Annotated in this window: 23 protein-coding genes; 16 read left to right on the top strand and 7 right to left on the bottom strand. The window is 73.4% G+C overall.

Features of this window, described 5'->3' with window-relative positions:
• Positions 1–27: 27 nt before the first annotated feature.
• Positions 28–3,324: a DEAD/DEAH box helicase gene (locus ACH5HR_RS09320; protein ID WP_416477541.1), complete on the top strand. Its 3,297-nt coding sequence runs from the start codon at positions 28–30 to the stop codon at positions 3,322–3,324.
• On the opposite strand, the gene ACH5HR_RS09315 is transcribed toward ACH5HR_RS09320, so the two are convergent.
• Together ACH5HR_RS09315 and ACH5HR_RS09310 are read right to left on the bottom strand one after the other, a co-directional pair.
• On the bottom strand, positions 3,321–5,588 hold the full coding sequence (locus ACH5HR_RS09315) for a RecQ family ATP-dependent DNA helicase (RefSeq protein WP_416477698.1): 2,268 nt from the start codon (positions 5,586–5,588) through the stop codon (positions 3,321–3,323). The genes ACH5HR_RS09320 and ACH5HR_RS09315 overlap by 4 nt on opposite strands.
• A 243-nt stretch (positions 5,589–5,831) precedes the next feature.
• A complete protein-coding gene (locus tag ACH5HR_RS09310; protein ID WP_402375186.1) occupies positions 5,832–6,245 on the bottom strand; it encodes a hypothetical protein in 414 nt (137 codons plus the stop codon).
• A 62-nt stretch (positions 6,246–6,307) separates the two neighbouring features.
• Between ACH5HR_RS09310 and ACH5HR_RS09305 the strand changes: the two genes are divergently transcribed.
• From ACH5HR_RS09305 to ACH5HR_RS09275, 7 genes are read left to right on the top strand one after another with little or no spacing between them, the layout of a single operon-like run.
• Positions 6,308–6,775 carry a Rieske (2Fe-2S) protein gene (locus ACH5HR_RS09305; RefSeq protein ID WP_416477540.1) on the top strand — a complete coding sequence of 156 codons (468 nt, stop codon included), beginning with the start codon at positions 6,308–6,310 and terminating at the stop codon, positions 6,773–6,775.
• Between the two features lie 42 nt (positions 6,776–6,817).
• Positions 6,818–7,948: a histidinol-phosphate transaminase gene (locus ACH5HR_RS09300; RefSeq protein ID WP_416477539.1), complete on the top strand. Its 1,131-nt coding sequence runs from the start codon at positions 6,818–6,820 to the stop codon at positions 7,946–7,948.
• Complete coding sequence (gene hisB, locus ACH5HR_RS09295; protein ID WP_402375180.1) at positions 7,948–8,550, top strand: imidazoleglycerol-phosphate dehydratase HisB; 603 nt, start codon at positions 7,948–7,950, stop codon at positions 8,548–8,550. The genes ACH5HR_RS09300 and hisB overlap by 1 nt, the downstream gene beginning before the upstream one ends.
• A 1-nt stretch (position 8,551) precedes the next feature.
• Positions 8,552–9,097, top strand: coding sequence for a hypothetical protein (locus tag ACH5HR_RS09290; RefSeq protein WP_402375178.1), 546 nt, complete (start codon positions 8,552–8,554; stop codon positions 9,095–9,097).
• Complete coding sequence (hisH, locus tag ACH5HR_RS09285) at positions 9,094–9,834, top strand: imidazole glycerol phosphate synthase subunit HisH (RefSeq protein WP_402375177.1); 741 nt, start codon at positions 9,094–9,096, stop codon at positions 9,832–9,834. The genes ACH5HR_RS09290 and hisH overlap by 4 nt, the downstream gene beginning before the upstream one ends.
• Positions 9,835–9,880: 46 nt before the next feature.
• A complete protein-coding gene (priA, locus tag ACH5HR_RS09280; RefSeq protein ID WP_402375175.1) occupies positions 9,881–10,612 on the top strand; it encodes a bifunctional 1-(5-phosphoribosyl)-5-((5-phosphoribosylamino)methylideneamino)imidazole-4-carboxamide isomerase/phosphoribosylanthranilate isomerase PriA in 732 nt (243 codons plus the stop codon).
• The gene (locus ACH5HR_RS09275) at positions 10,609–11,346 is read left to right on the top strand and encodes an SseB family protein (RefSeq protein WP_402375174.1); all 738 of its coding nucleotides are present in this window, start codon (positions 10,609–10,611) and stop codon (positions 11,344–11,346) included. The genes priA and ACH5HR_RS09275 overlap by 4 nt, the downstream gene beginning before the upstream one ends.
• 10 nt (positions 11,347–11,356) lie before the next feature.
• On the opposite strand, the gene ACH5HR_RS09270 is transcribed toward ACH5HR_RS09275, so the two are convergent.
• The 5 genes from ACH5HR_RS09270 to ACH5HR_RS09250 form a co-directional block, all read right to left on the bottom strand.
• Positions 11,357–12,010: a S1C family serine protease gene (locus ACH5HR_RS09270; protein ID WP_402375172.1), complete on the bottom strand. Its 654-nt coding sequence runs from the start codon at positions 12,008–12,010 to the stop codon at positions 11,357–11,359.
• Positions 12,011–12,090: 80 nt separating this feature from the next.
• Complete coding sequence (locus ACH5HR_RS09265) at positions 12,091–12,699, bottom strand: hypothetical protein (protein WP_416477535.1); 609 nt, start codon at positions 12,697–12,699, stop codon at positions 12,091–12,093.
• Position 12,700: 1 nt separating this feature from the next.
• Entirely contained in the window at positions 12,701–13,072 is a 372-nt protein-coding gene (locus tag ACH5HR_RS09260; RefSeq protein WP_416477534.1) for a DUF1844 domain-containing protein, read from the bottom strand.
• 212 nt (positions 13,073–13,284) lie between these two features.
• Entirely contained in the window at positions 13,285–14,745 is a 1,461-nt protein-coding gene (locus ACH5HR_RS09255) for a catalase (protein WP_402375168.1), read from the bottom strand.
• A 64-nt stretch (positions 14,746–14,809) separates the two neighbouring features.
• The gene (locus ACH5HR_RS09250) at positions 14,810–15,253 is read right to left on the bottom strand and encodes a Fur family transcriptional regulator (RefSeq protein ID WP_402375167.1); all 444 of its coding nucleotides are present in this window, start codon (positions 15,251–15,253) and stop codon (positions 14,810–14,812) included.
• Positions 15,254–15,615: 362 nt separating this feature from the next.
• Here ACH5HR_RS09250 and infC point away from each other — a divergent pair, with 362 nt between their 5' ends.
• From infC to ACH5HR_RS09210, 8 genes are all read left to right on the top strand, one after another.
• Complete coding sequence (gene infC, locus ACH5HR_RS09245; RefSeq protein ID WP_402375541.1) at positions 15,616–16,347, top strand: translation initiation factor IF-3; 732 nt, start codon at positions 15,616–15,618, stop codon at positions 16,345–16,347.
• Positions 16,348–16,449: 102 nt separating this feature from the next.
• Positions 16,450–16,644, top strand: coding sequence for a 50S ribosomal protein L35 (gene rpmI, locus ACH5HR_RS09240; RefSeq protein WP_106267914.1), 195 nt, complete (start codon positions 16,450–16,452; stop codon positions 16,642–16,644).
• 62 nt (positions 16,645–16,706) lie between these two features.
• On the top strand, positions 16,707–17,090 hold the full coding sequence (gene rplT, locus ACH5HR_RS09235) for a 50S ribosomal protein L20 (protein ID WP_106267912.1): 384 nt from the start codon (positions 16,707–16,709) through the stop codon (positions 17,088–17,090).
• 43 nt (positions 17,091–17,133) lie between these two features.
• Positions 17,134–18,000 (top strand): TrmH family RNA methyltransferase, encoded by an 867-nt coding sequence (locus ACH5HR_RS09230; protein WP_416477531.1) that lies wholly within the window; start codon positions 17,134–17,136, stop codon positions 17,998–18,000.
• Between the two features lie 31 nt (positions 18,001–18,031).
• Positions 18,032–18,697 carry an RNA 2',3'-cyclic phosphodiesterase gene (gene thpR / locus ACH5HR_RS09225; RefSeq protein ID WP_402375163.1) on the top strand — a complete coding sequence of 222 codons (666 nt, stop codon included), beginning with the start codon at positions 18,032–18,034 and terminating at the stop codon, positions 18,695–18,697.
• Between the two features lie 34 nt (positions 18,698–18,731).
• Entirely contained in the window at positions 18,732–19,814 is a 1,083-nt protein-coding gene (gene pheS / locus ACH5HR_RS09220; RefSeq protein ID WP_402375160.1) for a phenylalanine--tRNA ligase subunit alpha, read from the top strand.
• Entirely contained in the window at positions 19,814–22,378 is a 2,565-nt protein-coding gene (pheT, locus tag ACH5HR_RS09215; RefSeq protein WP_416477529.1) for a phenylalanine--tRNA ligase subunit beta, read from the top strand. The genes pheS and pheT overlap by 1 nt, the downstream gene beginning before the upstream one ends.
• Positions 22,371–23,222 (top strand): SDR family NAD(P)-dependent oxidoreductase, encoded by an 852-nt coding sequence (locus ACH5HR_RS09210; RefSeq protein WP_416477527.1) that lies wholly within the window; start codon positions 22,371–22,373, stop codon positions 23,220–23,222. The genes pheT and ACH5HR_RS09210 overlap by 8 nt, the downstream gene beginning before the upstream one ends.
• Positions 23,223–23,246 lie beyond the last annotated feature (24 nt).

Here is a 23,246-nt window from a genome sequence, read left to right as displayed (position 1 = left end):
TCAGGGCGTGGTGGGACGATGGGTCCCATGCCCGCCCCTTCCGCCCTGCCGCCCCGGCTCGACCCGCTCGTCGTCGGCGGGATCGTGGGCACCACGACGTTCCGCCGTGCGCAGGGCTACCAGCGCGCGGGCATGGTCGCCTCCTGGCGGTGGGACGCCGACGGGCTCGTCCTGAGCGCGCGGGTGGCGGGCAGCGGCCCGCAGCCCTACGACTGCCGCATCTGGTTCGTGGTCGACGACGCGGGTCGCTACGCGTTCCACGCCTCGTCCTGCTCGTGCCCGGTCGCGGTCGACTGCAAGCACGTCGCGGCCACGCTGCTCCACGTCCGCCCGCACGGCGAGGAAGGCCGGAGCGGCACGGGCGGCACGGACTGGCGGGACCGTCTCGCCGCCGTCACGGGCGCTTCCGGTCCGACGGCGGCTCCGTCGTCCGGCGGAGTGCTGCCCGTCGCGCTGCGCTTCCGCCTCGACGGCGCCCTGGGGGAGGCCGCTCCCGGGCTGTCGGTCCGGCCGGTGGTCCCGTCGCGCGGCGGCGGCTGGAAGACGGCCCCTGAGGCGAGCTGGGACGCCCTGACCCGTGGCCTCTACGCGTTCGCCGGTGTCCGCGCCACACCCGTGCCGGAGGTGCGGCGCTGGTTCGCGGACCTGGGCGCCGCCCTCGAGGACCGCTCCGTGCGGTCCCGGGACGCGTGGCGTCCGCTCGACGCCGGCGGGCGAGGGTTGTGGGCGCTCCTGGCCGAGGCCGCAGACCTGCAGATCCCGTTCGTCGGCCACGGAGCCCGTGACGACGTCCACCTGGCGAGGGCGGCGACGGTCCGGCTCGAGGTCGCGGCGTCGGCCGACGGGGTGCGGTTGTCGCCCGTCGTCGCCCTGGACGGGGCCGACGCGTCCGGCGAGGCGCAGCTCGGCACCGTCGGCGACACCGGCCTGTACGCCGTCGAGACGAGAGACGGCCGGGCGGTGCTCCGGATCGGTCCGGCCTCGCAGCGACTCGGGGAGGGCGTCCGCGAGCTGGTGGCGCTCGGCCCCACCGACGTGCCGGCGTCGGACGTCGACGAGTTCTTCACCGAGCATCTGCCCGCCCTGCGCCGTGCCGCTCGCGTCGCCTCGGACGGGAGCGTGGAGCTGCCGGAGAACCCTCGGCCCCTGCTCGTCGCCACCGCCCTGTTCGGCTCGCCCGAGCACGCCGACCTGACCTGGACGTGGCGCTACCCGCGGGGAGACGGGGAGCCCCGTGCCGTCCCGCTGACGGGTGCGGTGGCGGACCCGGGCCGCGACCCGGAGACCGAGGCGGAGATTCGGGAGAAGGCCACGTCCGTGGTCCGCGGCATCGCCGGGTTCGAGCGGTTCGAGATCGACGACCACCAGCGGTTCACCGGGCTAGACGCCCTGGACCTGGCGCAGGACGTGCTGCCGGCGCTCGCGGCCGCCGAGGTGCGGGTCGAGGGCGACCCGGCGCCCGACTACCACCACCTGGACGGGCGCCCGCGCGTGGTCGTCGACGGTGCGCCGTCCGGACGCTCCGACTGGCTCGACCTGGGCATCTCGGTGACGGTCGCCGGCAAGGAGGTGCCGTTCACGAAACTCTTCACCGCTCTGGCGCACGGACGCAAGCGGCTGCTGCTCGTGGACGGTTCGTGGCTGCACCTGAACCAGCGCTCGCTCGGCCGGCTGCGCTCGCTCATCGAGGAGGCCACCGCGCTCAGCGACCGGCCGGGGCGCCTCAGCCTGAGCCGCTACGACACCCAGCTCTGGGGCGAGCTGGAGGAGTCCGCGGACGAGGTACGGGTCCCCGACCGGTGGCTCCGCTCGGTGGCGGACCTGCGCCGGATCGCCGACGGGGGTGGCACACCGGTGCACCTCGAGCCCCCAGAGGGGTTGCATGCTGACCTGCGTCCCTATCAGCACCAGGCGTACGAGTGGCTCACCTACCTGTGGCAGCACGGGCTCGGCGGCATCCTCGCGGACGACATGGGGCTCGGCAAGACGGTCGAGACGCTCGCCTTCCTCGCCCGCGTCCGCGCGGACGCGGCGGCCGACGGGCAGACCGCACTACCGTTCGTCGTCGTGGCGCCCGCGTCCGTCGTCGGCAACTGGGTCGACGAGGCTGCGCGCTTCACTCCCGGCCTGGAGGTGGCCGCTCTCGCCGCCACGACCAAGAAGCTGGGCCGTCGCCTGGCCGAGATCGTCGACGGCGCCGACGTCGTCGTCACCTCGTACGCCGTGTACAGGCTGGAGTTCGAGGCGTTCGACGCTCTCGAGTGGTCCGGCCTGATCCTGGACGAGGCCCAGTTCGCGAAGAACCCGCGCACCCGGGCGAACCAGACGGCTCGCCGGCTCGACGTCCCTTTCAAGCTGGCGATCACGGGCACGCCGCTGGAGAACAACCTCACCGAGCTGTGGGCGATGCTCGCGATCGTGGCACCGGGGCTGTACCCGTCGTTGCACCGCTTCCGGGCCGAGACCATCCGACCGGTCGCCGCCGCCGCCCAGGACGACGACGCCGCGGTCATCGCGGCGGGAAACCGTGCGCTGGAACGTCTCAAGCGGCGCATCCGGGTGCTGATGCTGCGACGCACCAAGGCGCAGGTCGCTCCGGAGCTGCCCGCCCGCCAGGAGCAGGTGCTGAGGGTGCCGCTCGCTCCCGACCACCGCAAGGTCTACGACACGCACCTGCAGCGTGAGCGGCAGCGGCTGCTGGGCCTGCTCAGCGACTTCGAGGCCAACCGCGCGGCGATCTTCCGCTCCCTGACGACGCTGCGGCGTCTCGCCCTGGACGCCGCACTCGTCGACGACGCCTACGCCGGGACCACCTCGACCAAGCTGGACACCGTCGTCGACCAGCTCGTCGAGCTCGCCGCCGAGGGACATCGAGCCCTGGTGTTCTCCCAGTTCACCTCGTTCTTGCGCCGCGTGGAGGAGCGGTGCGCGGAGGCCGGCCTGCCCGTGGCCTACCTGGACGGGAGCACCCGGAACCGGGCGGCGGTGATCCGCGGATTCAAACAGGGCACCGCTCCGGTGTTCCTCATCAGCCTCAAGGCGGGCGGCGTGGGCCTCAACCTCACCGAGGCGGACTACGTCTACCTGCTCGACCCCTGGTGGAACCCGGCGGCCGAGGCGCAGGCCATCGACCGCACGCACCGGATCGGCCAGACCCGCCGGGTGGTCGTCACCCGGATGGTCGCCGCCGACACCATCGAGGAGAAGGTCATGGCGCTCGCCCAGCGCAAGGCCGCGCTGTTCGACGCGGTCCTCGACGACGACGCCGGAGCGTTCGCCGGGGCGCTCGCCGCCGACGACGTGCGCGGCCTGCTCGACGGTTAGCGCACGCCGAGCACGAACGGGTGGACCGCTGCCGCGCCGGCCTGGCGCAGGAGCCGTGCCGCGACGGTGAGGGTCCACCCCGACTCGGTCCAGTCGTCCACCAGCAGCACGGTGCGACCCGGGAGGCCGGACAGTGCTGCCTCGCCGAGCTCGAGCCGCAGCCGCTGGACGACGCCGGCGAGCCGCATGGCCGAGTTCACGTCGTGCCGGCCTGGCTCCTCGGCTCCCGGCGCGGGACCGACGGCCCCGATGAGCGGGACGCCCAGGTAGGACGCCAGGCCGTTGGCCAGGTGATAGGTGAGCTGCGGCCGCGTCACGGAGCGCACGGCGACCACACCCTCGACGACGAGCCGCCGGTCGACACCGGCGTCAGGCGCGGCACCGGACCCCTCGTCGGCGCCACCAGCCGTACGGATCGCGTCCCAGTCGTCGAGCACCCGCGCCGCCGCGGTCCGGAGCGCGGTCGGTGTCTCGCCGTCCGGCGTCGTCGGCGCGAACAGCTCGCGCACAGGTCCCGACCATCCCAGCCCGTCGAACCGTGCGACGGCGCGACCGGGCTCGGCGCGCTCGGACTCCGGGATCTTGCCCTTGACGTCCAGCCCGAGCGTCGCCAGACCGGAGGGCCACATCTTGCGGGGCTCGACCCCGACGCCGGGACGGTCCATCTCCGAACGAGCCTCGGCGACCGACTCGCTGGACGGCGGGGGCGGCAGAGTCACCCCGCCGCACCGGTCGCAGCGACCGCACGTCCAGCCGTCGGGCAACGCCGGGTCGTCCAGCTGCGCACGCAGGAACCGCATCCTGCACCCCGTCGTGGCCACGTAGTCGAGCATCGCCTGGGCCTCCGTGCGGCGCGTCTCGGCGACGCGCTCGTACCGGGCGGCGTCGTAGACCCACTCGACCCCGGTGGCCACCCAGCCGCCCTTCACGCGGCGGACCGCACCGTCGACGTCCAGGACCTTGAGCATCGACTCGAGGCGGGACCGCTTGAGGTCGACGTACGTCTCGAGGTTCGCGGTCGACATCGTCTCGCCCGTCTGGGCGAGCGCAGCGAGGGTGGCCCGGACCTGGGGCTCGGCCGGGAAGGCCTGCGACCCGAACCAGTCCCAGATCGCCTTGTCCTCGTGCCCGGGCAGCAGCACGACGACGGCGTCGTCCACGCCACGTCCTGCACGGCCGACCTGCTGGTAGTAGGCGATCGGGGAGGACGGCGCCCCCAGGTGCACGACGAACGCGAGGTCCGGCTTGTCGAAGCCCATGCCGAGCGCGGACGTCGCGACCAGGGCCTTGACCCGGTTCTCCTTGAGGTCCTCCTCCAGCTGCGCACGCTGCGTCGGGTCGGTGCGCCCGGTGTACGCGGCCACGGCGAGTCCGGCGCCCCGGAGCTGGGACGCCACCTCCTCGGCGGCGGAGACGGTCAGGCAGTAGACGATCCCGGACCCGTCGATCTCCTGCAGCGCCTCGACCAGCCAGGCGACGCGGGTCGGCTGGTCCCCGAGCTCGAGCACCGCCAGGTGCAGGGACTCGCGGTCGAGGGCGCCCCGCAGCACGAGCACGTCGTCGGTCGTCACCAGCGCGCCGTCGTCGGCGGCCACGCCCGCACTGCGTCCGTCGGCGTGGACCGCCATCTGCTCGGCGACGTCGCGGGTCACCCGCTCGTTGGCCGTGGCCGTCGTGGCGAGCACGGGGATGCCCGGCGGCAGGTCGGCCAGCAGCGTGCGGATGCGCCGGTAGTCAGGGCGGAAGTCGTGCCCCCAGTCGGAGATGCAGTGCGCCTCGTCCACCACGACGAGCCCGGCGTCGGCCGCCAGGCGGGGCAGCACCTCGTCGCGGAACGAGGGGTTGTTGAGACGTTCCGGGGAGCACAGCAGGACGTCCACCTCGCCGGCGGCGATCTGGGCGTGCACCTGGTCCCACTCGGTGACGTTGGCGGAGTTGATCGTCACCGCGTGGATCCCTGCGCGCGCGGCGGCCGAGATCTGGTCTCGCATGAGCGCGAGCAGCGGGGAGACGATCACCGTGGGACCCGCGCCGCGGGCACGCAGCAGGCTGGTCGCCACGAAGTACACCGCGGACTTGCCCCAGCCGGTGCGCTGCACCACCAGCGCGCGGCGGTGGAACGCCACCAGCGCCTCGATCGCGCTCCACTGGTCGTCACGGAGCTCGGCGTCGTCCCGGCCGACCAGGGCTCGCAGCGCCTCGGTCGCCTGCTCGCGCAGTGTCCCGCCCTCGCCGCCGGCGGTGTCCATCAGGCCGCGCAGCATCGCGAGCTTGGCCCGCTTGGCGGCCTCCGACCGGTCGGTGGCGGGGCGCGCAGCGGCGGCGTCGGCCGGCGGGACGAGACCGTCGTCCGGTGGCGCGTCGTCGACCGGCGGGGGGACGTCGTCGTCCGGGGGGACGTCGTCGTCGGTCCAGGCGGGTACGAGGTCGGCGTACGGGTCGTCCGAGGAGGTCACCCTGCGATCGTAGGCCGAATCGGCGACAGCCCGCCGTGGTCGTCCACAGGCTCAGTGCGCGTGCTCTCGGACGAGCGCCACGGTGGAGGCCACGACGGCGACGAGCTCCGCGGCCGCGGCGACGAGCTCGTTCACCCCGACGAGCTCCGACGAGACACCGAGCAGGTCGGACGTGGCGGAGGTGATGAACGCCAGCAACGTCGCGGCGCCGAAGACGATGCCGCCCACCAGGGGCAGCCAGTGCCGCCACGTGAGCAGCAGCACGGCCAGGACCACGCCGCTGACGGCATTGACGAGGAAGAGCGGCCCCACGAGGTCGATGTCGTCGTAGCCACGGGTCCACAGCACGAGGTGCACCACGGCCGAGACCAGCACGCCGGACGCGGCCAGGGACCGCCACACCCAGGAGGGGCCGACGGCGCCTCGGCCGCGTGCCGCTGGCACCGGTCCGGTGGGGGCGTCCATGATGGACATGCTGCCACCCGGTATGGCCGACGTCACCACGAGACCTCCCAGGAGCCCGTCCCATGAACGAGTCCACCGTTTCCCCGCCTTCTCCCGGTGCCGGGTGCCGGTCACGCCGCCAGGTGCTGCGCGGCGCGGGCCTCGTGGCGGGGGCCGTGGCCGGCGGCGGCGTCCTGGTGGCGTGCGCGGAGGGGACGGGCTCGGACCGGTCGGCCGACGAGGTCAGCGCCTCTGCGGCGGGCCAGGCCGTGGTCGCCCTGGACGACGTGCCGGTCGGCGGCGCGGTGAGTGCCGAGGTCGCCGGCGTGCCGGTGCTCGTGACCAGGCCGACCGAGGACGAGGTGCACGCGTTCAGCGCGGTCTGCACCCACCAGGGCTGCACCGTCACCCCCGGCGACGGCGTCCTCGAGTGCCCTTGCCACCGTTCGGTGTTCTCGCTCACCGACGCCGCGGTGCAGGCCGGCCCGGCGCCCGAGCCCCTCGGAGAGATCGCCGTCGAGATCTCCGGTGCCGACGTCGTCGTCTCCTGACGGCAAGGCGGAGCACCGCCCGGTCGCTCGTAGACTGGGTCGGTGACCACCCCTGACGCTCCCGCGCTGCCGCTGCGCCCTGAGCTCGCCGACGAGGTGCCCTACGGCGCCCCGCAGCTCGACGTGCCCGTGCGGCTCAACGTCAACGAGAACCCCTACGCGCCGTCCGACGCCGTCGTGGAGACCATCGCCGAGCGCGTCGCGCAGGCGTCGCGCACGCTGAACCGCTACCCGGACCGCGACTTCGGGGACCTGCGGGCCGACCTCGCGGACTACCTGGCAGTGGAGTCGGGCGTGCGGCTCGACCCCGCACAGGTGTGGGCCGCCAACGGCTCGAACGAGATCATGCTGCACCTCCTGCAGGCCTTCGGCGGGCCCGGCCGCACCGCGGTGTCGTTCGCCCCCACGTACTCGATGTACCCCGAGTACGCGCGAGACACCCACACCCGGTGGGTGACCGGCCGCCGGGCCGAGGACTTCACCGTCGCCCCCGAAGAGGCGGTCGCGCTCATCGAGGCCGAGCAGCCGTCGGTCGTCCTGCTCGCCAGCCCCAACAACCCGACCGGCACCGCGCTGCCCACCGCGACGATCGAGAAGATCCTGGACGCCGCGGCGCGGGTGCCCGCCGTGGTCGTGGTCGACGAGGCCTACGCAGAGTTCCGGCGCGAGGGCACGCCGTCGGCGCTCGCGCTCCTCGACCGGTATCCGCACCTGGCCGTGACGCGCACCATGTCCAAGGCGTTCGCGGCCGCGGGCCTGCGGCTCGGCTACCTGGCGGCGTCGTCGGAGCTTGTCGACGCGCTCCGCGTCGTCCGGCTGCCGTACCACCTGTCGGCGGTCACCCAGGCCGCGGCCCGCGCGGCGCTCGAGCACCGCGACTCGCTGCTCGCCCAGGTGGCGGACCTGCGTGCGGGGCGCGACGAGCTCGTGGCATGGTTGCGCCAGCAGCACGTCGACGGCCGGCCGCTCCAGGTCGCCGAGACCGACGCGAACTTCGTCCTCTTCGGCGTGCTCGACGACCGGCACGCCGTCTGGCAGCAGCTGTTGGACCGCGGCGTGCTCATCCGTGAGACCGGCCCCGAGGGCTGGTTGCGGGTCTCGGTGGGAACGCCCGACGAGACGCAGGCGTTCAAGGACGCGTTGACCGACGTGATCGGCGAGAAGGAGCAGTGATGGCAGACCGCACCGCGCGCGTGGAGCGCACCACGAGCGAGTCGAGCGTCGTCGTCGAGCTGGACCTCGACGGCACCGGTCGGACCGACATCTCCACCACCGTGCCGTTCTACGACCACATGCTCACCGCCCTGGGCAAGCACTCCTTGATCGACCTGACCGTCCGGGCCACGGGGGACACCCACATCGACGCCCACCACACGGTCGAGGACACCGCGATCGTGCTCGGCGAGGCGCTCAAGCAAGCCCTGGGCGACAAGAAGGGGATCGCGCGGTTCGGCGACGCCCTCGTCCCCCTCGACGAGGCGCTCGCCCAGGCCGTCGTCGACGTGTCGGGACGGCCCTACCTGGTGCACTCCGGCGAGCCCGCCGGGCAGGAGTACCACCTCATCGGTGGCCACTTCACCGGGTCCCTCACCCGGCACGTCCTGGAGTCGGTCGCCCACCACGCCGACATCTGCCTCCACGTCCGGGTCCTGGCAGGCCGTGACCCGCACCACATCGTCGAGGCCCAGTTCAAGGCCCTGGCCCGCGCGCTGCGGGCCGCCGTCGCCCGCGACCCGCGCGTCGAGGGCATCCCGTCGACCAAGGGAGCGCTGTAGGGTGCCCAGTCCCTCCACACCTGACCAGCCCGGGCACCAGGAGCTGCCCGACGTGCCCGGAGACATCGAGATCCCCGACGACCTGTCGGGCCTCACGGGAGCACGCAGGGCGCCCGAGCTCGCGGTCCTGATCACCCAGGTCGCCGAGGCGGAGCCGCTCGCGGCCGCGTGCGCGCTGGCGGACATCGACGTCGACGTCGTCCCGACGCCGGTCGGTGCGCTCGGCGTGCTGCGCGACACCTCGGACGACCTGCCGAACCGCGCCGCCGTCTCGATCTCCCAGCTCGTCGCGGGCGTCCCGCTCGTGCTCGTCACCCGCTGGGGCGAGCAGCTCACCTGCGTGCGCTACGTCGACGGGACGGACGACGGTGAGCTGCCGCCCGGGCTCGTGCTCGGCGGCGCGCCCGACGCGCTCGAGGACCTCCTGACCGGACACCTCACGCTCGCCGACCTGCCCGGTGTGGTCTCGTCGACGGGCATCGGCCGGCTCAAGGCGGTGCGGATGCTCTCGCAGGTGGCCCGCAAGGGACGGAAGAAGAAGCGATGACGGCCGCTCCCGGCCTGCTGCCCGACGACGGCGCCGCCGCCGAGCTCAACGCGCGGCCCGCGCCTCACGGTGCCCCGACGACGCGTCCTCGCGTCGTGGTGCTCGACTACGGGTTCGGCAACGTGCGGTCCGCCGTGCGCGCCCTCGAGCGGGTCGGGGCCGACGTCGAGCTGACGGCCGACCGGCACGCCGCCGCGGAGGCGGACGGCCTGGTGGTCCCGGGCGTCGGAGCGTTCGCAGCCTGCATGGAAGCCCTCCGGGCGGTTCGCGGCGACCAGATCGTCGACCGTCGGCTCGCCGGCGGCAGGCCCGTGCTCGGAGTCTGCGTCGGCATGCAGGTGATGTTCGATGCGGGCGTCGAGCACGGCGTCCGGGCCGACGGCATGGGGGAGTGGCGCGGCGTCGTCGACCGGCTGGAGGCACCCGTGGTGCCGCACATGGGCTGGTCGGGCGTCGAGGCGGCGCCGGGATCCACCCTGTTCGCCGGGGTCGAGCAGGAGCGGTTCTACTTCGTGCACTCCTACGCGGCCCAGACGTTCACCCAGGGGCACGACGACGCCGCCGACCCGCGCTACGTCCCTCCGCGCGTCACGTGGTCCTCCCACGGTCCGGCCGGGGAGCCCGCCCGGTTCGTCGCGGCCGTCGAGGACGGCCCGCTGTCCGCGACGCAGTTCCACCCCGAGAAGTCCGGCGACGCCGGCGCCACCCTGCTCGAGAACTGGGTGCGGTCGCTGTGAGACGCTCCGGCCGCCCCGCCACCCCTCACGACTGGAGTCCTGACGCATGACCGAACGCCTCGTCCTGCTGCCCGCCGTCGACGTCGCCGACGGCCAGGCCGTCCGCCTGGTCCAGGGAGAGGCCGGCTCGGAGACCTCCTACGGCGACCCGCGTGCCGCCGCTCTCGACTGGCAGACCGGCGGCGCGGAGTGGATCCACCTGGTGGACCTCGACGCCGCGTTCGGGCGCGGCTCCAACGCGGAGCTGCTCGCGAGCGTCGTGGCCGAGGTCGACGTCCAGGTCGAGCTCTCCGGAGGCATCCGGGACGACGCGTCGTTGGAGCGTGCCCTCGCGACGGGCGCGCGCCGCGTCAACATCGGCACCGCGGCCCTCGAGGATCCCGAGTGGACGGCACGAGTCATCGCCGAGCACGGGGACAAGGTCGCCGTCGGCCTGGACGTGCGCGGCACGACGCTCGCCGCGCGGGGCTGGACGCAGGAGGGTGGCGACCTCTGGGAGGTCCTCGCGCGTCTCGACGACGCCGGCTGCTCCCGGTACGTCGTCACCGACGTCACCAAGGACGGCACGCTCCGCGGCCCGAACGTGCAGCTCCTGCGTGAGGTCGCGGCCAAGACGCCGGCCAAGGTCGTCGCCTCCGGGGGCATCTCCTCGCTGGACGACCTGGTCGCGTTGCGTGCACTGACCGGTGACGGCGTCGAGGGCGCCGTCGTGGGCAAGGCGCTCTACGCGGGCGCGTTCACGCTCCCCGAGGCGCTCGACGTCGCGGGGCGCCCATGAGGTCCATCCAACCGACCAGCCAGTTCGCCGGCGACGACGGCTCGGCCGACCCCGAGCTCGTGCGCCGGCTCGACGGCCTGCAGGCCGGCACCACCCCGCTGCGGGACGTCGTCGCACGTCTGGCGCAGACCCGCGTGCTCGTCCCGGTGCTCGCCGAGGTGGAGGCGACCGGCACGGTCGAGCACGACGGTGTCGAGCACACGGTCGACAAGGAGGCGTCCTCGGGCGTCGTGGCGCTCGAGTCCGCCGACGGACGGCGGGCCCTGCCGGTCTTCACGTCGGTCGCGTCGATGCGGGCCTGGCGCGCGGACGCACGTCCCGTCCCGGTCGAGGCGACGCGCGCGGCACTGTCCGCGGTCAACGAGAAGTGGTCGCTGCTCGTCGTCGACCCGGAAGGCCCGGTGACCGCGCTCGTGCCCCGACCCGCCGTCTGGGCACTGGCCCAGGGGATCGAGTGGCGTCCCGCCCTGGTGCCGACGGACGACGGGCTGGAGGTCGACGCCGAGGTGGCTCGCGCCATCGTCGACGCGGCCGCGCCCGTCCAGCACGTCGTGCGCGCCTCCGCCGAGCCGGGCCGCAAGGCCGAGGTCGCCGTCGTCCTGGCACTGGACCCGGGCCTGGACCGCGCGGGGCTGGACACCGTGCTCGGGCAGGTCAACGCGCGGCTGGCCGCGGCGAAGGTGGTCGCGGACCGGGTGGACTCGCTCGAGCTGCGCATCGCCGCGGCACGCTGACGCCGGCGCCTCAGCAGGGCACGAGCTCGGTGAACGACGCGGAGTCGTCGAGCATCTCGCGCAGCGTCGACTGCGGGACGAGCAACGACCGTCCGTCCGTCGTCTTCGCGTAGACGACGCCGATGACCTCGCCGTCGTCGTCCAGGGCCGCCGAGCCGGACGACCCGGGCTCCACGGGCGCGTCCGTGACCAGGACCTCGCCGAGGTTCTCGTGCAGAGGGTCCCTCGTGGTGCCGATGACCTGCCCGGCCGTCACGGTCAGGCGGCCGCCCGCCGGATAGCCCACGACCGTCACGTCGTCGCCCTGCTCGGGGTCGTCGTCGGCGATCCGCGGGTAGGACGGCAAGGGCTCCTCGGTGCGGACGACGGCGAGGTCCGCCAGCGCCGCGGTGCTCGCCGCCGACACGTCGAGGTCGCGGCCGTCGTAGGTGCTTACCTGCAGGGAGGCTGAGTCTGCGACCACGTGCCGGTTCGTGATGAGGGTGTGCTCGTCGACGGCGAACCCGGACCCGGTCGACAGGCTGCTGCATCCGACGTTCCGGATCCGCACGGCCATGCGCTGGACGGCGTCGAACCCGTCGGGGGAGAGCTGGTCCGACCCCTCGGCGGACAGCGTCGGTGCCGCGACCGACGGGACGATGTCCTCGGGCACAGGCGGCGGCATGTCGGGGACCTCTGCGCACGACGTGACGACCGCCGTGAGCAGGACGGCGGCGAGCCCGGCCGGTCTCCGAGCCGGCCGACTCACTGCGCGAGCTCCTGCTGGAGCTGGGTGTTCGCGTCGTTGGCCTCCGCGCACAGCGCCTCGACGTCGGCCGCGAACCGCTCCAGGTCGGCCGGGTCGTAGGCGTTACGGTCCTCCAGGTAGCCGATGAGCTGGAACTGGGCGGCCGTGCACTGGCCCAGGGCGGTGGCGACCACGCCGGCCGCCTCGCTCACACGCCGTTGGTAGTCGAGGTACTGCTGGCTGGCAACGTTCTCGTCGCCGAGCTGAGCCTTCTCGTCGGCCAGGTCGGTGATCCGCGCGGTCGCCGTGTCGAGCTGCTCACGCGCCGAGACGAGCTCGGCGGTCACACCGTCCAGCTCGGCCTGCAGCGACGCGACCTCCTCGGCGTAGCCGTGCGCCTCCGACTCCCACCGGCTGGCGTGGTCCTCCCAGGCGGACGTCGTCCGCCACAGGTAACCCACGGCGACGAGAGCCGCCACCAGCAGCACGGCGAGCACGACGGCGGTGATCTTCGCGGTCCGGCCGCGCCGGCGTGCGCGCCCCGGCCGCGCGGGATCGTCCGGCGCGGCGACGCTGGACGCGACCGGCGCCGTCGACGGCTCCCACGGGCCCGAGGACTGCGACATGTCAGACGACGGAGCCCGTGTACTTCTCGCCCGGCCCCTCGCCCGGCTCATCCGGGACGACGGACGCCTCGCGGAAGGCGAGCTGGAGGGAGCGCAGACCGTCGCGCAACGACCGGGCGTGCTGGTTGCCGATGTCCGGTGCGGCGGCGGTCACCAGCGCGGCGAGCGCCGTGATGAGCTTGCGGGCCTCGTCGAGGTCGAGGTGCTCGGCCGAGTCCTCCTCCGCCAGGCCGCACTTGACGGCGGCGGCGCTCATGAGGTGGACGGCAGCGGTGGTGATGACCTCGACGGCGGCCACGTCGGCGATGTCGCGCGTCGCCGTGCCGGCGTTCGGGACGGCACCGGGATCGGGGGTATGACCCAGGGGGTCCATCGTGGCCCCGTCTGGGCCCGGACAGACCGGTGGCCGGGCCCGCAGGAGCGGGCCCGGCCTCGGACGGCGTGCGGCGGGCGGGTGCCTCGTGCCTCGGCCCCCACCCTGTGCTGCGCTCCGGCTCAGCCGGCGGTGTCATGGCCGGCCGAGCCTGCGCTCCGCGGCGGGCGGGTGCCTCGTGCCTCGGCCCCCACCCTGTGCTGCGCTCCGGCTCAGCCGGCGGCGACCTCGGCGCGGAGCTTGGCGCCCAGCTCGGCGTCGACGTTCGTCCAGTACTGGAAGAACCGCTCGCGGATCTCGTCGATGGTGATCGACCGGCCCTGCCCGGTGAGGGTCTCGAGGAAGCGTGCCTTGGCTGCGTCGTCGAAGACCTCCCGGTACAGGGTGCCCGCCTGGCCGAAGTCGTCGTCCTCGGAGTGCAGGGTCTGCGCAGAGCGCATCAGCTCGCCGTCCGTCTCCCACGCCGCCTCGACGCCGCGCACCGGGTCGGCCACGGGGCCACCGGCGGCGCCGAACGAGTTCGGCGTGTAGACGCGGTGCTCCGGGCCGTTGAAGTGGTACTGCATGTTGCCCTGGTGCATGTAGTTCGCGACGGGGGCGGCGTGCGGCTGGTTGACCGGCAGCTGGTTGAAGTTGGTGCCGATGCGGTGGCGCTGCGCGTCCGGGTACGAGAAGACCCGAGCCATGAGCATCTTGTCGGGCGAGATGCCGGTGCCGGGCACCTGGTTGCCCGGCGAGAAGGCCGCCTGCTCGATCTCTGCGAAGAAGTTGCGCGGGTTGCGGTTCAGCGTGAACGTGCCGACCTTGATGCGCGGGTAGTCCTTCTTCGACCAGGTCTTCGTCATGTCGAACGGGTTGAAGCGGTACGACTTCGCGTCCTCGTACGGCATGACCTGGACGTAGACGTCCCACGAGGGGAACTCGCCGCGGTCGATGGCCTCGTACAGGTCGCGACGGTAGTAGTCGGCGTCCTCGCCAGCGATGCGCTCGGCGTCCTCGGCCGACATGTTCACCACACCCTGCTGGGACAGGAAGTGGTACTGCACCCAGAAGCGCTCGCCCTCGGCGTTCACCCACTGGTAGGTGTGCGAGCCGTATCCGTTGAGGTGCCGCCACGACTTCGACAGGCCGCGGTCACCCATGACGTAGGTGACCTGGTGGGCCGACTCCGGGGACAGGGTCCAGAAGTCCCACTGCATGTCGGCGTCGCGCAGACCCGAGGCGCCGAGGCGCTTCTGGGAGTGGATGAAGTCGGGGAACTTCATCGCGTCGCGCAGGAAGAACGTGGGCGTGTTGTTGCCGACGACGTCGAGGTTGCCCTCGGTGGTGTAGAAGCGCAGCGAGAAGCCGCGGACGTCGCGCCAGGTGTCGGGGGAGCCCTGCTCGCCGGCCACGGACGAGAACCGCAGGAGGGTCTCGGCCTTGGCGCCCGGCTGGAAGACGGCGGCGCTGGTGTACTGCGATACGTCCTCGGTGACCTCGAACTCACCGAAGGCGCCGCCGCCCTTCGCGTGCGGGTTCCGCTCCGGGACCCGCTCACGGTTGAACGACGCGAGCTTCTCGACGAGGTAGCGATCGTGGAGGACGGTGGGACCGTCGGACCCGACGGTCAGGGAGTGCTGGTCGCTCGCGACCGGCGTACCGGTCTGCGTCGTCGTGAAGGGGGTCGTCATAGAACGTCCTTTCTCAGGGCTTTCTCAGGGTTCGGGGACTTGCGCAAGGGGAGGTGGAGGGGGATCAGCGCGCCTCGGCGCACCGGGAGCACGTGCCCCAGAAGGTGACCTCGGCGAGATCGACGGTGAACCCGTGGGTGTCGCTCGGTGTCAGGCAGGGTGCGTGGCCCACGGTGCAGTCCACGTCGGCCACGAGGCCGCAGCCGCGGCACACCACGTGGTGGTGGTTGTCGCCGACGCGGCGCTCGTACCGGGCGGGGTGGCCGGCAGGTTCCATCCGCCGCAGCAGGCCCGCCGTGGACAGGGTGTTCAACGAGTCGTAGACGGCCTGCACCGAGGCGGTGCCGAGGTCGGTGCGCACGGCACGGATGACGTCGTCGGCCGTCGAGTGCTCGTGCCCGTCGAGCGCACGCAGCACCGCGAGCCGCACACCGGTCACCCGGAGACCGGCGGCACGCAAGAGCTCGTGCTCCGCGGTCGCCGTGTCGGCGGGGGTGGTGTGGGCCATGTCCGCAGCCTACGACGTTGTCTGGAATGATTCCAATCTGGCCGCGTGACGTACGTGACACGGTGGGGCTGTTCAGGTGCTGGCCGGTCCGGGGGTGGCTCGTGCTAGTCTCGTGTGCTGACCGACCCGACCGTTCTCGACGGCCGGGTGCAGCAAGTGGAGATCATCCCACCCGAGCACCGACGGGCGCCGTGCCGCGAGGCAGCGCCGACAGGGGCCGGGTCCGGTCGGACGGCACGCGTCGTCCTGCCTCCGGTCGTCGGCGTTCTGCGCTCGACGTCACCGGACGATGGCCTCCACCTGTTCGCTCAGGGCGGGGGCCTTCCTTCGTTCCTGGCGGTCTCACGACGACTTCTAGGAGCATCACCATCAGCGAGCCTCGCATCAACGACCGGATCCGCGTCCCCGAGGTCCGGCTCATCGGCCCGGGCGGGGAACAGGTCGGCGTGGTCGCCACAGGGGTCGCCCTCAAGCTGGCGCAGGACGCCGACCTCGACCTCGTCGAGGTGGCGCCGGACGCCCGGCCGCCCGTGGCCAAGCTCATGGACTTCGGCAAGTTCAAGTACGAGTCGGACATGAAGGCGCGTGAGGCGCGTCGCAAGCAGGCGAACACCCTCCTCAAGGAGATCCGGTTCCGCCTGAAGATCGACCCGCACGACTACGCCACCAAGAAGGGCCACGTCGAGCGCTTCCTGTCCGCCGGCGACAAGGTCAAGGTCATGATCATGTTCCGTGGCCGTGAGCAGTCGCGCCCCGAGATGGGCGTGCGGCTGCTGCAGCGGCTCGCGGACGACGTGGCGGAGCTCGGCTTCGTCGAGTCGATGCCCAAGCAGGACGGGCGCAACATGACCATGGTCCTCGGGCCGGTCAAGAAGAAGGCCGACGCCAAGAGCGAGCAGCGCAAGCGCTCCGCCGAGGTGGACGCCCAGCGCAAGACCAAGTCCGAGGTCAAGGCCGAGGCTCGCGCCAAGGCCGCCTCGCAGGAGCAGCCTGCCGCACCGGCCGAGAAGCCCGCCGAGGCCTCGGCTCCGGAGCAGGACGAGTCGACGTCGGCGCCGCGGCCCGCACCCAAGCCGAGCCAGCGGTCCAGCTGACGGCTCGACAGACCACCTGACACCGGGCCGGCGCACCGGCCGCGGTCAGCATCACGTCTCCTGCCCTCGGGCGGGTGACCGACACGAGGAGAGACGGCAGTCATGCCGAAGAACAAGACGCACTCCGGCTCCAAGAAGCGCTTCCGGGTGACCGGCAAGGGCAAGCTCATGCGCGAGCAGACCAACGCTCGCCACTACCTCGAGCACAAGTCGAGCCGCCGTACGCGTCGGCTCGCCGTGGACCAGGACGTCGCACCCGCCGACGTCAAGCGAATCAAGAAGCTGCTCGGCAAGTGAGCCTCGCCGGCGGCCGATCCCGCCGGTAGCCATCTTCCGACCCAAACTGCAAGGAGCATCACGTGGCACGCGTGAAGCGGGCGGTCAACGCCCACAAGAAGCGTCGTACGACCCTCGAGCGCGCCAGCGGCTACCGCGGCCAGCGCTCGCGCCTGTACCGGAAGGCCAAGGAGCAGGTCACCCACTCCTTCGTCTACTCGTACCGCGACCGGAAGGCCAAGAAGGGCGACTTCCGCAAGCTCTGGATCCAGCGCATCAACGCTGCGTCCCGCGCGCAGGGCATGACCTACAACCGCTTCGTCCAGGGCCTCAAGGCCGCGGGCGTCGAGGTCGACCGTCGCATGCTCGCCGAGCTCGCGGTCAACGACATCGCCGCGTTCAACGCGCTGGTCCAGGTCGCGAAGGACGCCCTCCCCACGGACGTCAACGCGCCCAAGGCCGCCTGAGCCTGCGCCGCACCACCCGGACGCCCGGACAGCCCACCTGCCGATGCCTCGCATCCCCGACGTGACCCTCGCCAACCCGCGAGCGGCGCGCGTCAAGCAGGTCAGGGCACTGTCCGGGCGTCCTGCGCGTTCGCAGCACGGTCAGCTGCTCGTCGAGGGTCCGCAGGGCGTCCGCGAGGCGGTCCGGCACGCCCCGGCCGCGGTACGCGACGTCTACCTCACGGAGGCCGCGGCGCAGCGCTACGCCGAGATCCTGGACGCCGCCCTCGAGGCGGCCCTGTACGTCCACGTCGGCACTCCCGAGGTCCTGGCGGCCATGAGCCCGGACGCCCAGGGGGTGCTGGCCGTCGTGCGTGCGGAGCGACCGACGCTCCAGGCGGCGCTCGGGACGCTGACCGAGGGCCGCCGTCGTCCCCTGCTGGTCGCCGTGCTGGCGACCGTGCGCGACCCGGGCAACGCGGGCACCGTGATCCGGGCGGCCGACGCCGCCGGTGCCGACCTCGTCGTCCTCGCCGGGGACAGCGTCGACGTGCACAACCCGAAGGTCGTGCGCTCCACCGCGGGCTCGCTCTTCCACCTGCCGGTCGTGTCCGGCGTCCCGCTCGCCGACGTGGTCGACGCCGTCCGCGCGGCCGGGTGCACCGTGCTCGCCGCCGACGGCGCGGGCGACCACGACCTCGACGACCTCCTGGACGTCGCCGGGCCGACGGCGGAGCGCCCCGCGGGGGTGCCGGACCTGGCGGAGTCCTCGGCCTGGGTCTTCGGCAACGAGGCGTGGGGCCTGCCGGCGGCGGACCGCGAGCTGGCCGACGCCGTCGTCCGCGTGCCGATCCGCGGCCGTGCCGAGTCGCTGAACCTGGCGACGGCCGCGACCGTCTGCCTGTACGCCTCCGGTCGCGCCCAGCGCTGATCGCGTCGGACCCGGGGCCTAAGATCGCCGGGTGCGACTCTTCACCGCGGTCTATCCCCCGGCCGACGCCTCGACGCACCTCGACCTGGCCCTCGGCGGCGTCAGGGCCTCCGCCGAGCCGGAGCCCGGCGTACGCCTGCGCTGGATCGTCCCCGAGCAGCGGCACGTCACCCTCGCGTTCCACGGGAGGGTGCCCGACGGCGCGGTGCCCGGCTACGTGGACTCGCTGCGGGAGGCGCTGGCCCAGGTTGAGCCGTTCCGGCTGTCCCTGGCCGGCAGCGGGACGTTCGGCGGACGGACCCTGTGGGTGGGGGTGCGCGACGGCGTGCCGACGCTGCGCCGTCTCACCGACGTCGTGACCGACGTCGCGGCGGCCGAGGGCGTCCCGGCGGAGGACCGGGTGGGCGGCCGTCCGCACCTCACGGTGGCCCGGGCCTCCGTCCAGCGCGGCGCGGTCGAGCGCCGCGGCGGGGGACGCGAGCGGCGACGCCCCACCGACGCCTCGCCCTTCGGGTCGTGGGCCCGCGCCTTGGCGGTCTACGCCGGTCCGCGCTGGCAGGTCGGCAGCGTGCACGTGGTCGCGTCCGAGCTTGGCGCCGGCCGGTCGGGCGGCCCGGCGCACTCCGACGTCGCGGTCCTGCCGATCGGCCGCGACGAACCGGTCGACGGGAGTGCCCCGGACGGGCACATAGACTGAGCCCGCCGCCACGCTCAACTCCAGGAAGGCCCGCATGTCTGCGCCCGAACCGCTGCCCGACCCGCTGGACGTCGCCGCCCTCGACACCGCCGTCGAGGCGGCCCTGGCCGACATCGCCGCGGCACCCGACCTCGACGCGCTGAAGGCCGTCCGCACGCGGCACACCGGCGACCGGAGCACCCTGGCGCTGGCCAACCGTGCTATCGGTGCCCTGCCCGGGCCGGACAAGTCCGCTGCCGGCAAGAACGTGGGACCGCGGCGGGGTCGCCTCAACCAGGCGCTGTCCGCCCGCCAGGTCGAGCTGGAGGCCGAACGCGACGCCAGGGTCCTGGCCGACGAGGCGGTCGACGTCACGCTGCCGACCGACCGCGCCCCGCGAGGTGCGCGACACCCGATCGAGTCGATCCAGGAGCGCATCGCCGACTTCTTCGTCGGGCTCGGCTGGGAGATCGCCGACGGACCCGAGGTCGAGACCGAGTGGTTCAACTTCGACGCGCTCAACTTCGGACCCGACCACCCCGCCCGGCAGATGCAGGACACGTTCTACGTGGCGGGCACCGAGGTCCTTGACGGTGCGCCGGACCAGGACCCGCCGAACCTCGTGCTGCGTACCCACACGTCGCCGGTGCAGGCCCGGTCCTTGCTGGAGCGCGGGGTGCCCCTGTACATCGCGTGCCCCGGCAAGACGTTCCGCACCGACGCCCTGGACGCGACCCACACGCCGGTGTTCCACCAGGTCGAGGGTCTCGCGGTCGACAAGGGTCTGACGATGGCGAACCTGGTGGGCACGCTGGACGCGTTCGCACGCGCGATGTTCGGGCCCGAGGCTCGCACGCGGCTGCGCCCGAGCTTCTTCCCCTTCACCGAGCCCAGCGCCGAGATGGACCTGTGGTTCCCGCAGAAGAAGGGCGGCCCGGGCTGGATCGAGTGGGGCGGTTGCGGCATGGTTCACCCGAACGTGCTGCGTGCCACCGGCGTGGACCCCGAGGAGTACTCGGGCTTCGCCTTCGGCATGGGGATCGAGCGCACGCTCATGCTGCGGCACTCCATCGCTGACATGCACGACATGGTGGAGGGCGACGTGCGCTTCTCCACCCAGTTCGGGACGGAGATCTGATGCCCCGCATCGTTGCTGACTGGCTCGCCGACCACGTCGACCTGCCCGGCGGCCTGACGACGGAACAGCTGGCGGCCGACCTGGTGCGGGTCGGTCTCGAGGAGGAGGAGATCCACCCGGCCGCCGTGTCGGGGCCCCTCGTCGTCGGCCGGGTGCTCGAGCTGACGGGGGAGCCGCAGAAGAACGGCAAGACCATCAACTGGTGCCGGGTCGACGTCGGCCCGGAGCACAACGACGACGACGGCGCCCGGGGGATCGTGTGCGGCGCGCACAACTTCGGCGTCGGTGACCTCGTCGTCGTCTCGCTGCCCGGGACGGTGCTGCCCGGCGGGTTCGAGATCGCGGCGCGCAAGACCTACGGGCACGTGTCGGACGGCATGATCTGCTCCACGAAGGAGCTGGGGCTCGGCGAGGACCACGACGGCATCCTGGTGCTCACCGACGCCGGTCACGACGCGGAGGCGCTCACGCCCGGCCAGGACGCGATCGCGCTGCTCGGCCTGGGCGACGAGGTCCTCGAGATCAACGTCACCCCGGACCGCGGCTACGCGTTCAGCTACCGCGGCGTCGCGCGCGAGTACGCGCACTCCACGGGCGCCGCCTTCACGGACCGCGGGCTCCCGGGCGCCCTGCCGACGTCGCCGCCCGCGGCGACCGAGGACGGGTTCGCCGTCGTGGTCGACGACGGCGCGCCGATCGACGGGCGGGTCGGCTGCGACCGGTTCGTGACGCGCGTCGTGCGCGGCATCGACCCGGCTGCCCCGACGCCGGCCTGGATGAGGCGCCGGCTCGAGGGATCCGGCATGCGGTCCATCTCGCTCACCGTCGACGTGACCAACTACGTCATGCTCGACCTGGGCCAGCCGCTGCACGCCTACGACCTGACCCAGGTGGCCGAGCCGATCGTGGTGCGCCGGGCCACGCCGTCCGAGCGGCTGACGACGCTCGACGACGTCGACCGCGCCCTGGACGCCGAGGACCTGCTCATCACCGACTCGCCGGACGGCGCCCGGGGCGCCCGGGTGCTCGGCCTGGCCGGCGTCATGGGCGGCGCCTCCTCCGAGGTGTCGGGGACCACCACCGACGTGCTGATCGAGGCCGCGCACTTCGACCAGGTCACCGTCGCCCGGACGGCCCGCCGGCACAAGCTGCCCTCCGAGGCGGCCAAGCGGTTCGAGCGCGGCGTGGACCCGCACCTGCCCGCCGTCGCGGCGCAGCGCGTCGTGGACCTGCTGGTCGAGCTGGCCGGCGGCACGGCCGACCCCGCCGTCGGCGACGTGGACACCACGACGCCGCCGCGGCCGATCCTGCTCGACGTCACCCTGCCCACCCGCACGGCGGGCGTGGACTACACCCGCGACCAGGTCGTCGCGATCCTCGACCAGATCGGCTGCGCCGTGGTCGACGGCAGCGGTGACCGGCTGGAGGTGACGCCGCCGACCTGGCGCCCGGACCTCACCGAGCCGGCGACCCTGGTCGAGGAGGTCGTGCGCATCGCCGGCTACGACCAGATCCCGTCGCTGCTCCCGGCCGCTCCCGGAGGCCGTGGCCTGACCGCCGAGCAGCGCCTGCGACGGTCCGTGGCGCGAGCGCTCGCGGACGCCGGTCTCGTCGAGGTGCTCACGTACCCGTTCATCGGGGAGCCCGACCTGGACGCCCTCGACCTGCCGGCCGACGACCCGCGCCGCGCGGCGCTGCGGCTCGTGAACCCGCTGGCGGAGGACAGGCCGCTGCTGCGCACCAACCTCCTGGTCACGCTGCTCGAGGCCGCCCGCCGCAACGTCTCGCGCGGCCTGGACGACGTGTCGGTCTTCGAGATCGGCCTGGTGTCCCGTCCGACGCCGGGCTCCCCGGCCGCGCCGCAGCTCCCGGTCGGTGTGCGCCCCAGCGCGGAGCAGCTCGACGCCCTCGCTGCCGCCACGCCGTCGCAGCCTCGTCGCGTGGCCGGGGTTCTCGCCGGGCACGCGGTGCCCACCGGTTGGTGGGGCGAGGGTCGGCCCGTCGACTGGGCCGACGCCGTGGAGGCCGCGCGGCTCGTCGCGCAGGTCGTCGGCGTCGACGTGGTCGTGTCCGCGGACCCGGACCACCAGCCGTGGCACCCCGGCAGGTGCGCGCGTATCGGCCTGCCGGACGGCACGCTCGTCGGCCACGCCGGCGAGCTCCACCCCAAGGTCGTCGAGCGGCTCGGGCTGCCGGCCCGCGCGTCGGCCTTCGAGCTCGACCTCTCGGCCCTGGCCGCGGCGGCGAGCGGAGCGCCCGTCGTGGCGTCGTCGGTGTCGGCGTTCCCCGCCGCCAAGGAGGACTTCGCATTCGTGGTGGACGCCGAGGTCCCCGCGCAGGACGTCCGCGCGGCGATCGTGGCGGGTGCCGGGGAGCTCCTCGAGGACGTGCGGCTCTTCGACGTCTTCACCGGCGAGCAGGTCGGTGCCGGCAAGAAGTCGTTGGCGTACTCGCTGCGGCTGCGCGCCGCCGACCGCACGCTGAGCGCTGACGACGTCCGCTCCGTGCGCGACGGCGTCGTGGCCGCCACCGCCGAGCGGGTGGGGGCGGTCCTGCGTGGCTGAGGGCGCGGTGCCTGCCGCCCGCACGGCGCTCGTCACGGGCGCGACCCGCGGCATCGGCCGGGCGGTCGCCCTCGGGCTGGCCGACGCCGGTCTCGACGTCGCGCTCCTGGCGCGCGACGAGGCCCGGCTCGCCCGCGTCGCGGCTGAGGTGCGTGACCGCGGCCGGACGGCGCTCGCGCTGCCGGTCGACGTCACGGAACCGGGTGCGGTCGCCGAGGCCGTGGCCCGGGCCGAGGCACCGGTCGCCGACGGCGGGCTCGGCGGCATCGACCTGCTGGTGAACAACGCCGGTCGCATCGACACCGAGGTTCCGCTCTGGGAGGCGGATGCCGACGAGTGGTGGCAGGTCGTCGAGACCAACGTGCGCGGCCCGTTCCTCCTGGCGCGGCACGTGGTGCCGGCCATGCTGGCGCGTGGCGGCGGCCGCGTGGTCGACGTCAACAGTGGTGCCGGCACGCACGACATGGCGGTGGCGAGTGCCTACAACGTGAGCAAGACGGCACTGCTGCGCCTCGGCCATCACCTGCACGTCGCCGGCACCGGGAGCGGGCTCCGCGTCTTCGAGGTGGCACCGGGCACGGTGGCCACCGACATGACGGGCTCGATGGCGATGCACGCCGACCGCACAGAGTGGACACCGGTAGAGCGCACCGTCGAGATGGTGGCCGCGATAGCGAGCGGTGACCTGGACGCGTGCTCCGGCTGGTACGTCCGGGTCACGCACGACACGCCGTCCTCGTTGCGCAAGCTGGTGGAGACCGGCACGGGCCCCACGTCCCGTCACCTGCGGGTGCTGCCCGCGAACGGCTCCGACCGGCTCGGACCGGACCTCACGGGACGCTGACGGCGGCGCGGCGCTCGGTCACCA

Origin of the sequence: Isoptericola maris, assembly GCF_048065335.1 — a bacterium.
In the GTDB taxonomy this organism is placed as follows: Bacteria; Actinomycetota; Actinomycetes; order Actinomycetales; family Cellulomonadaceae; genus Isoptericola; species Isoptericola rhizosphaerae.
The sequence above is the reverse complement of the archived record's forward strand: the minus strand, read 5'-3'. Positions and strand labels throughout refer to the sequence as shown.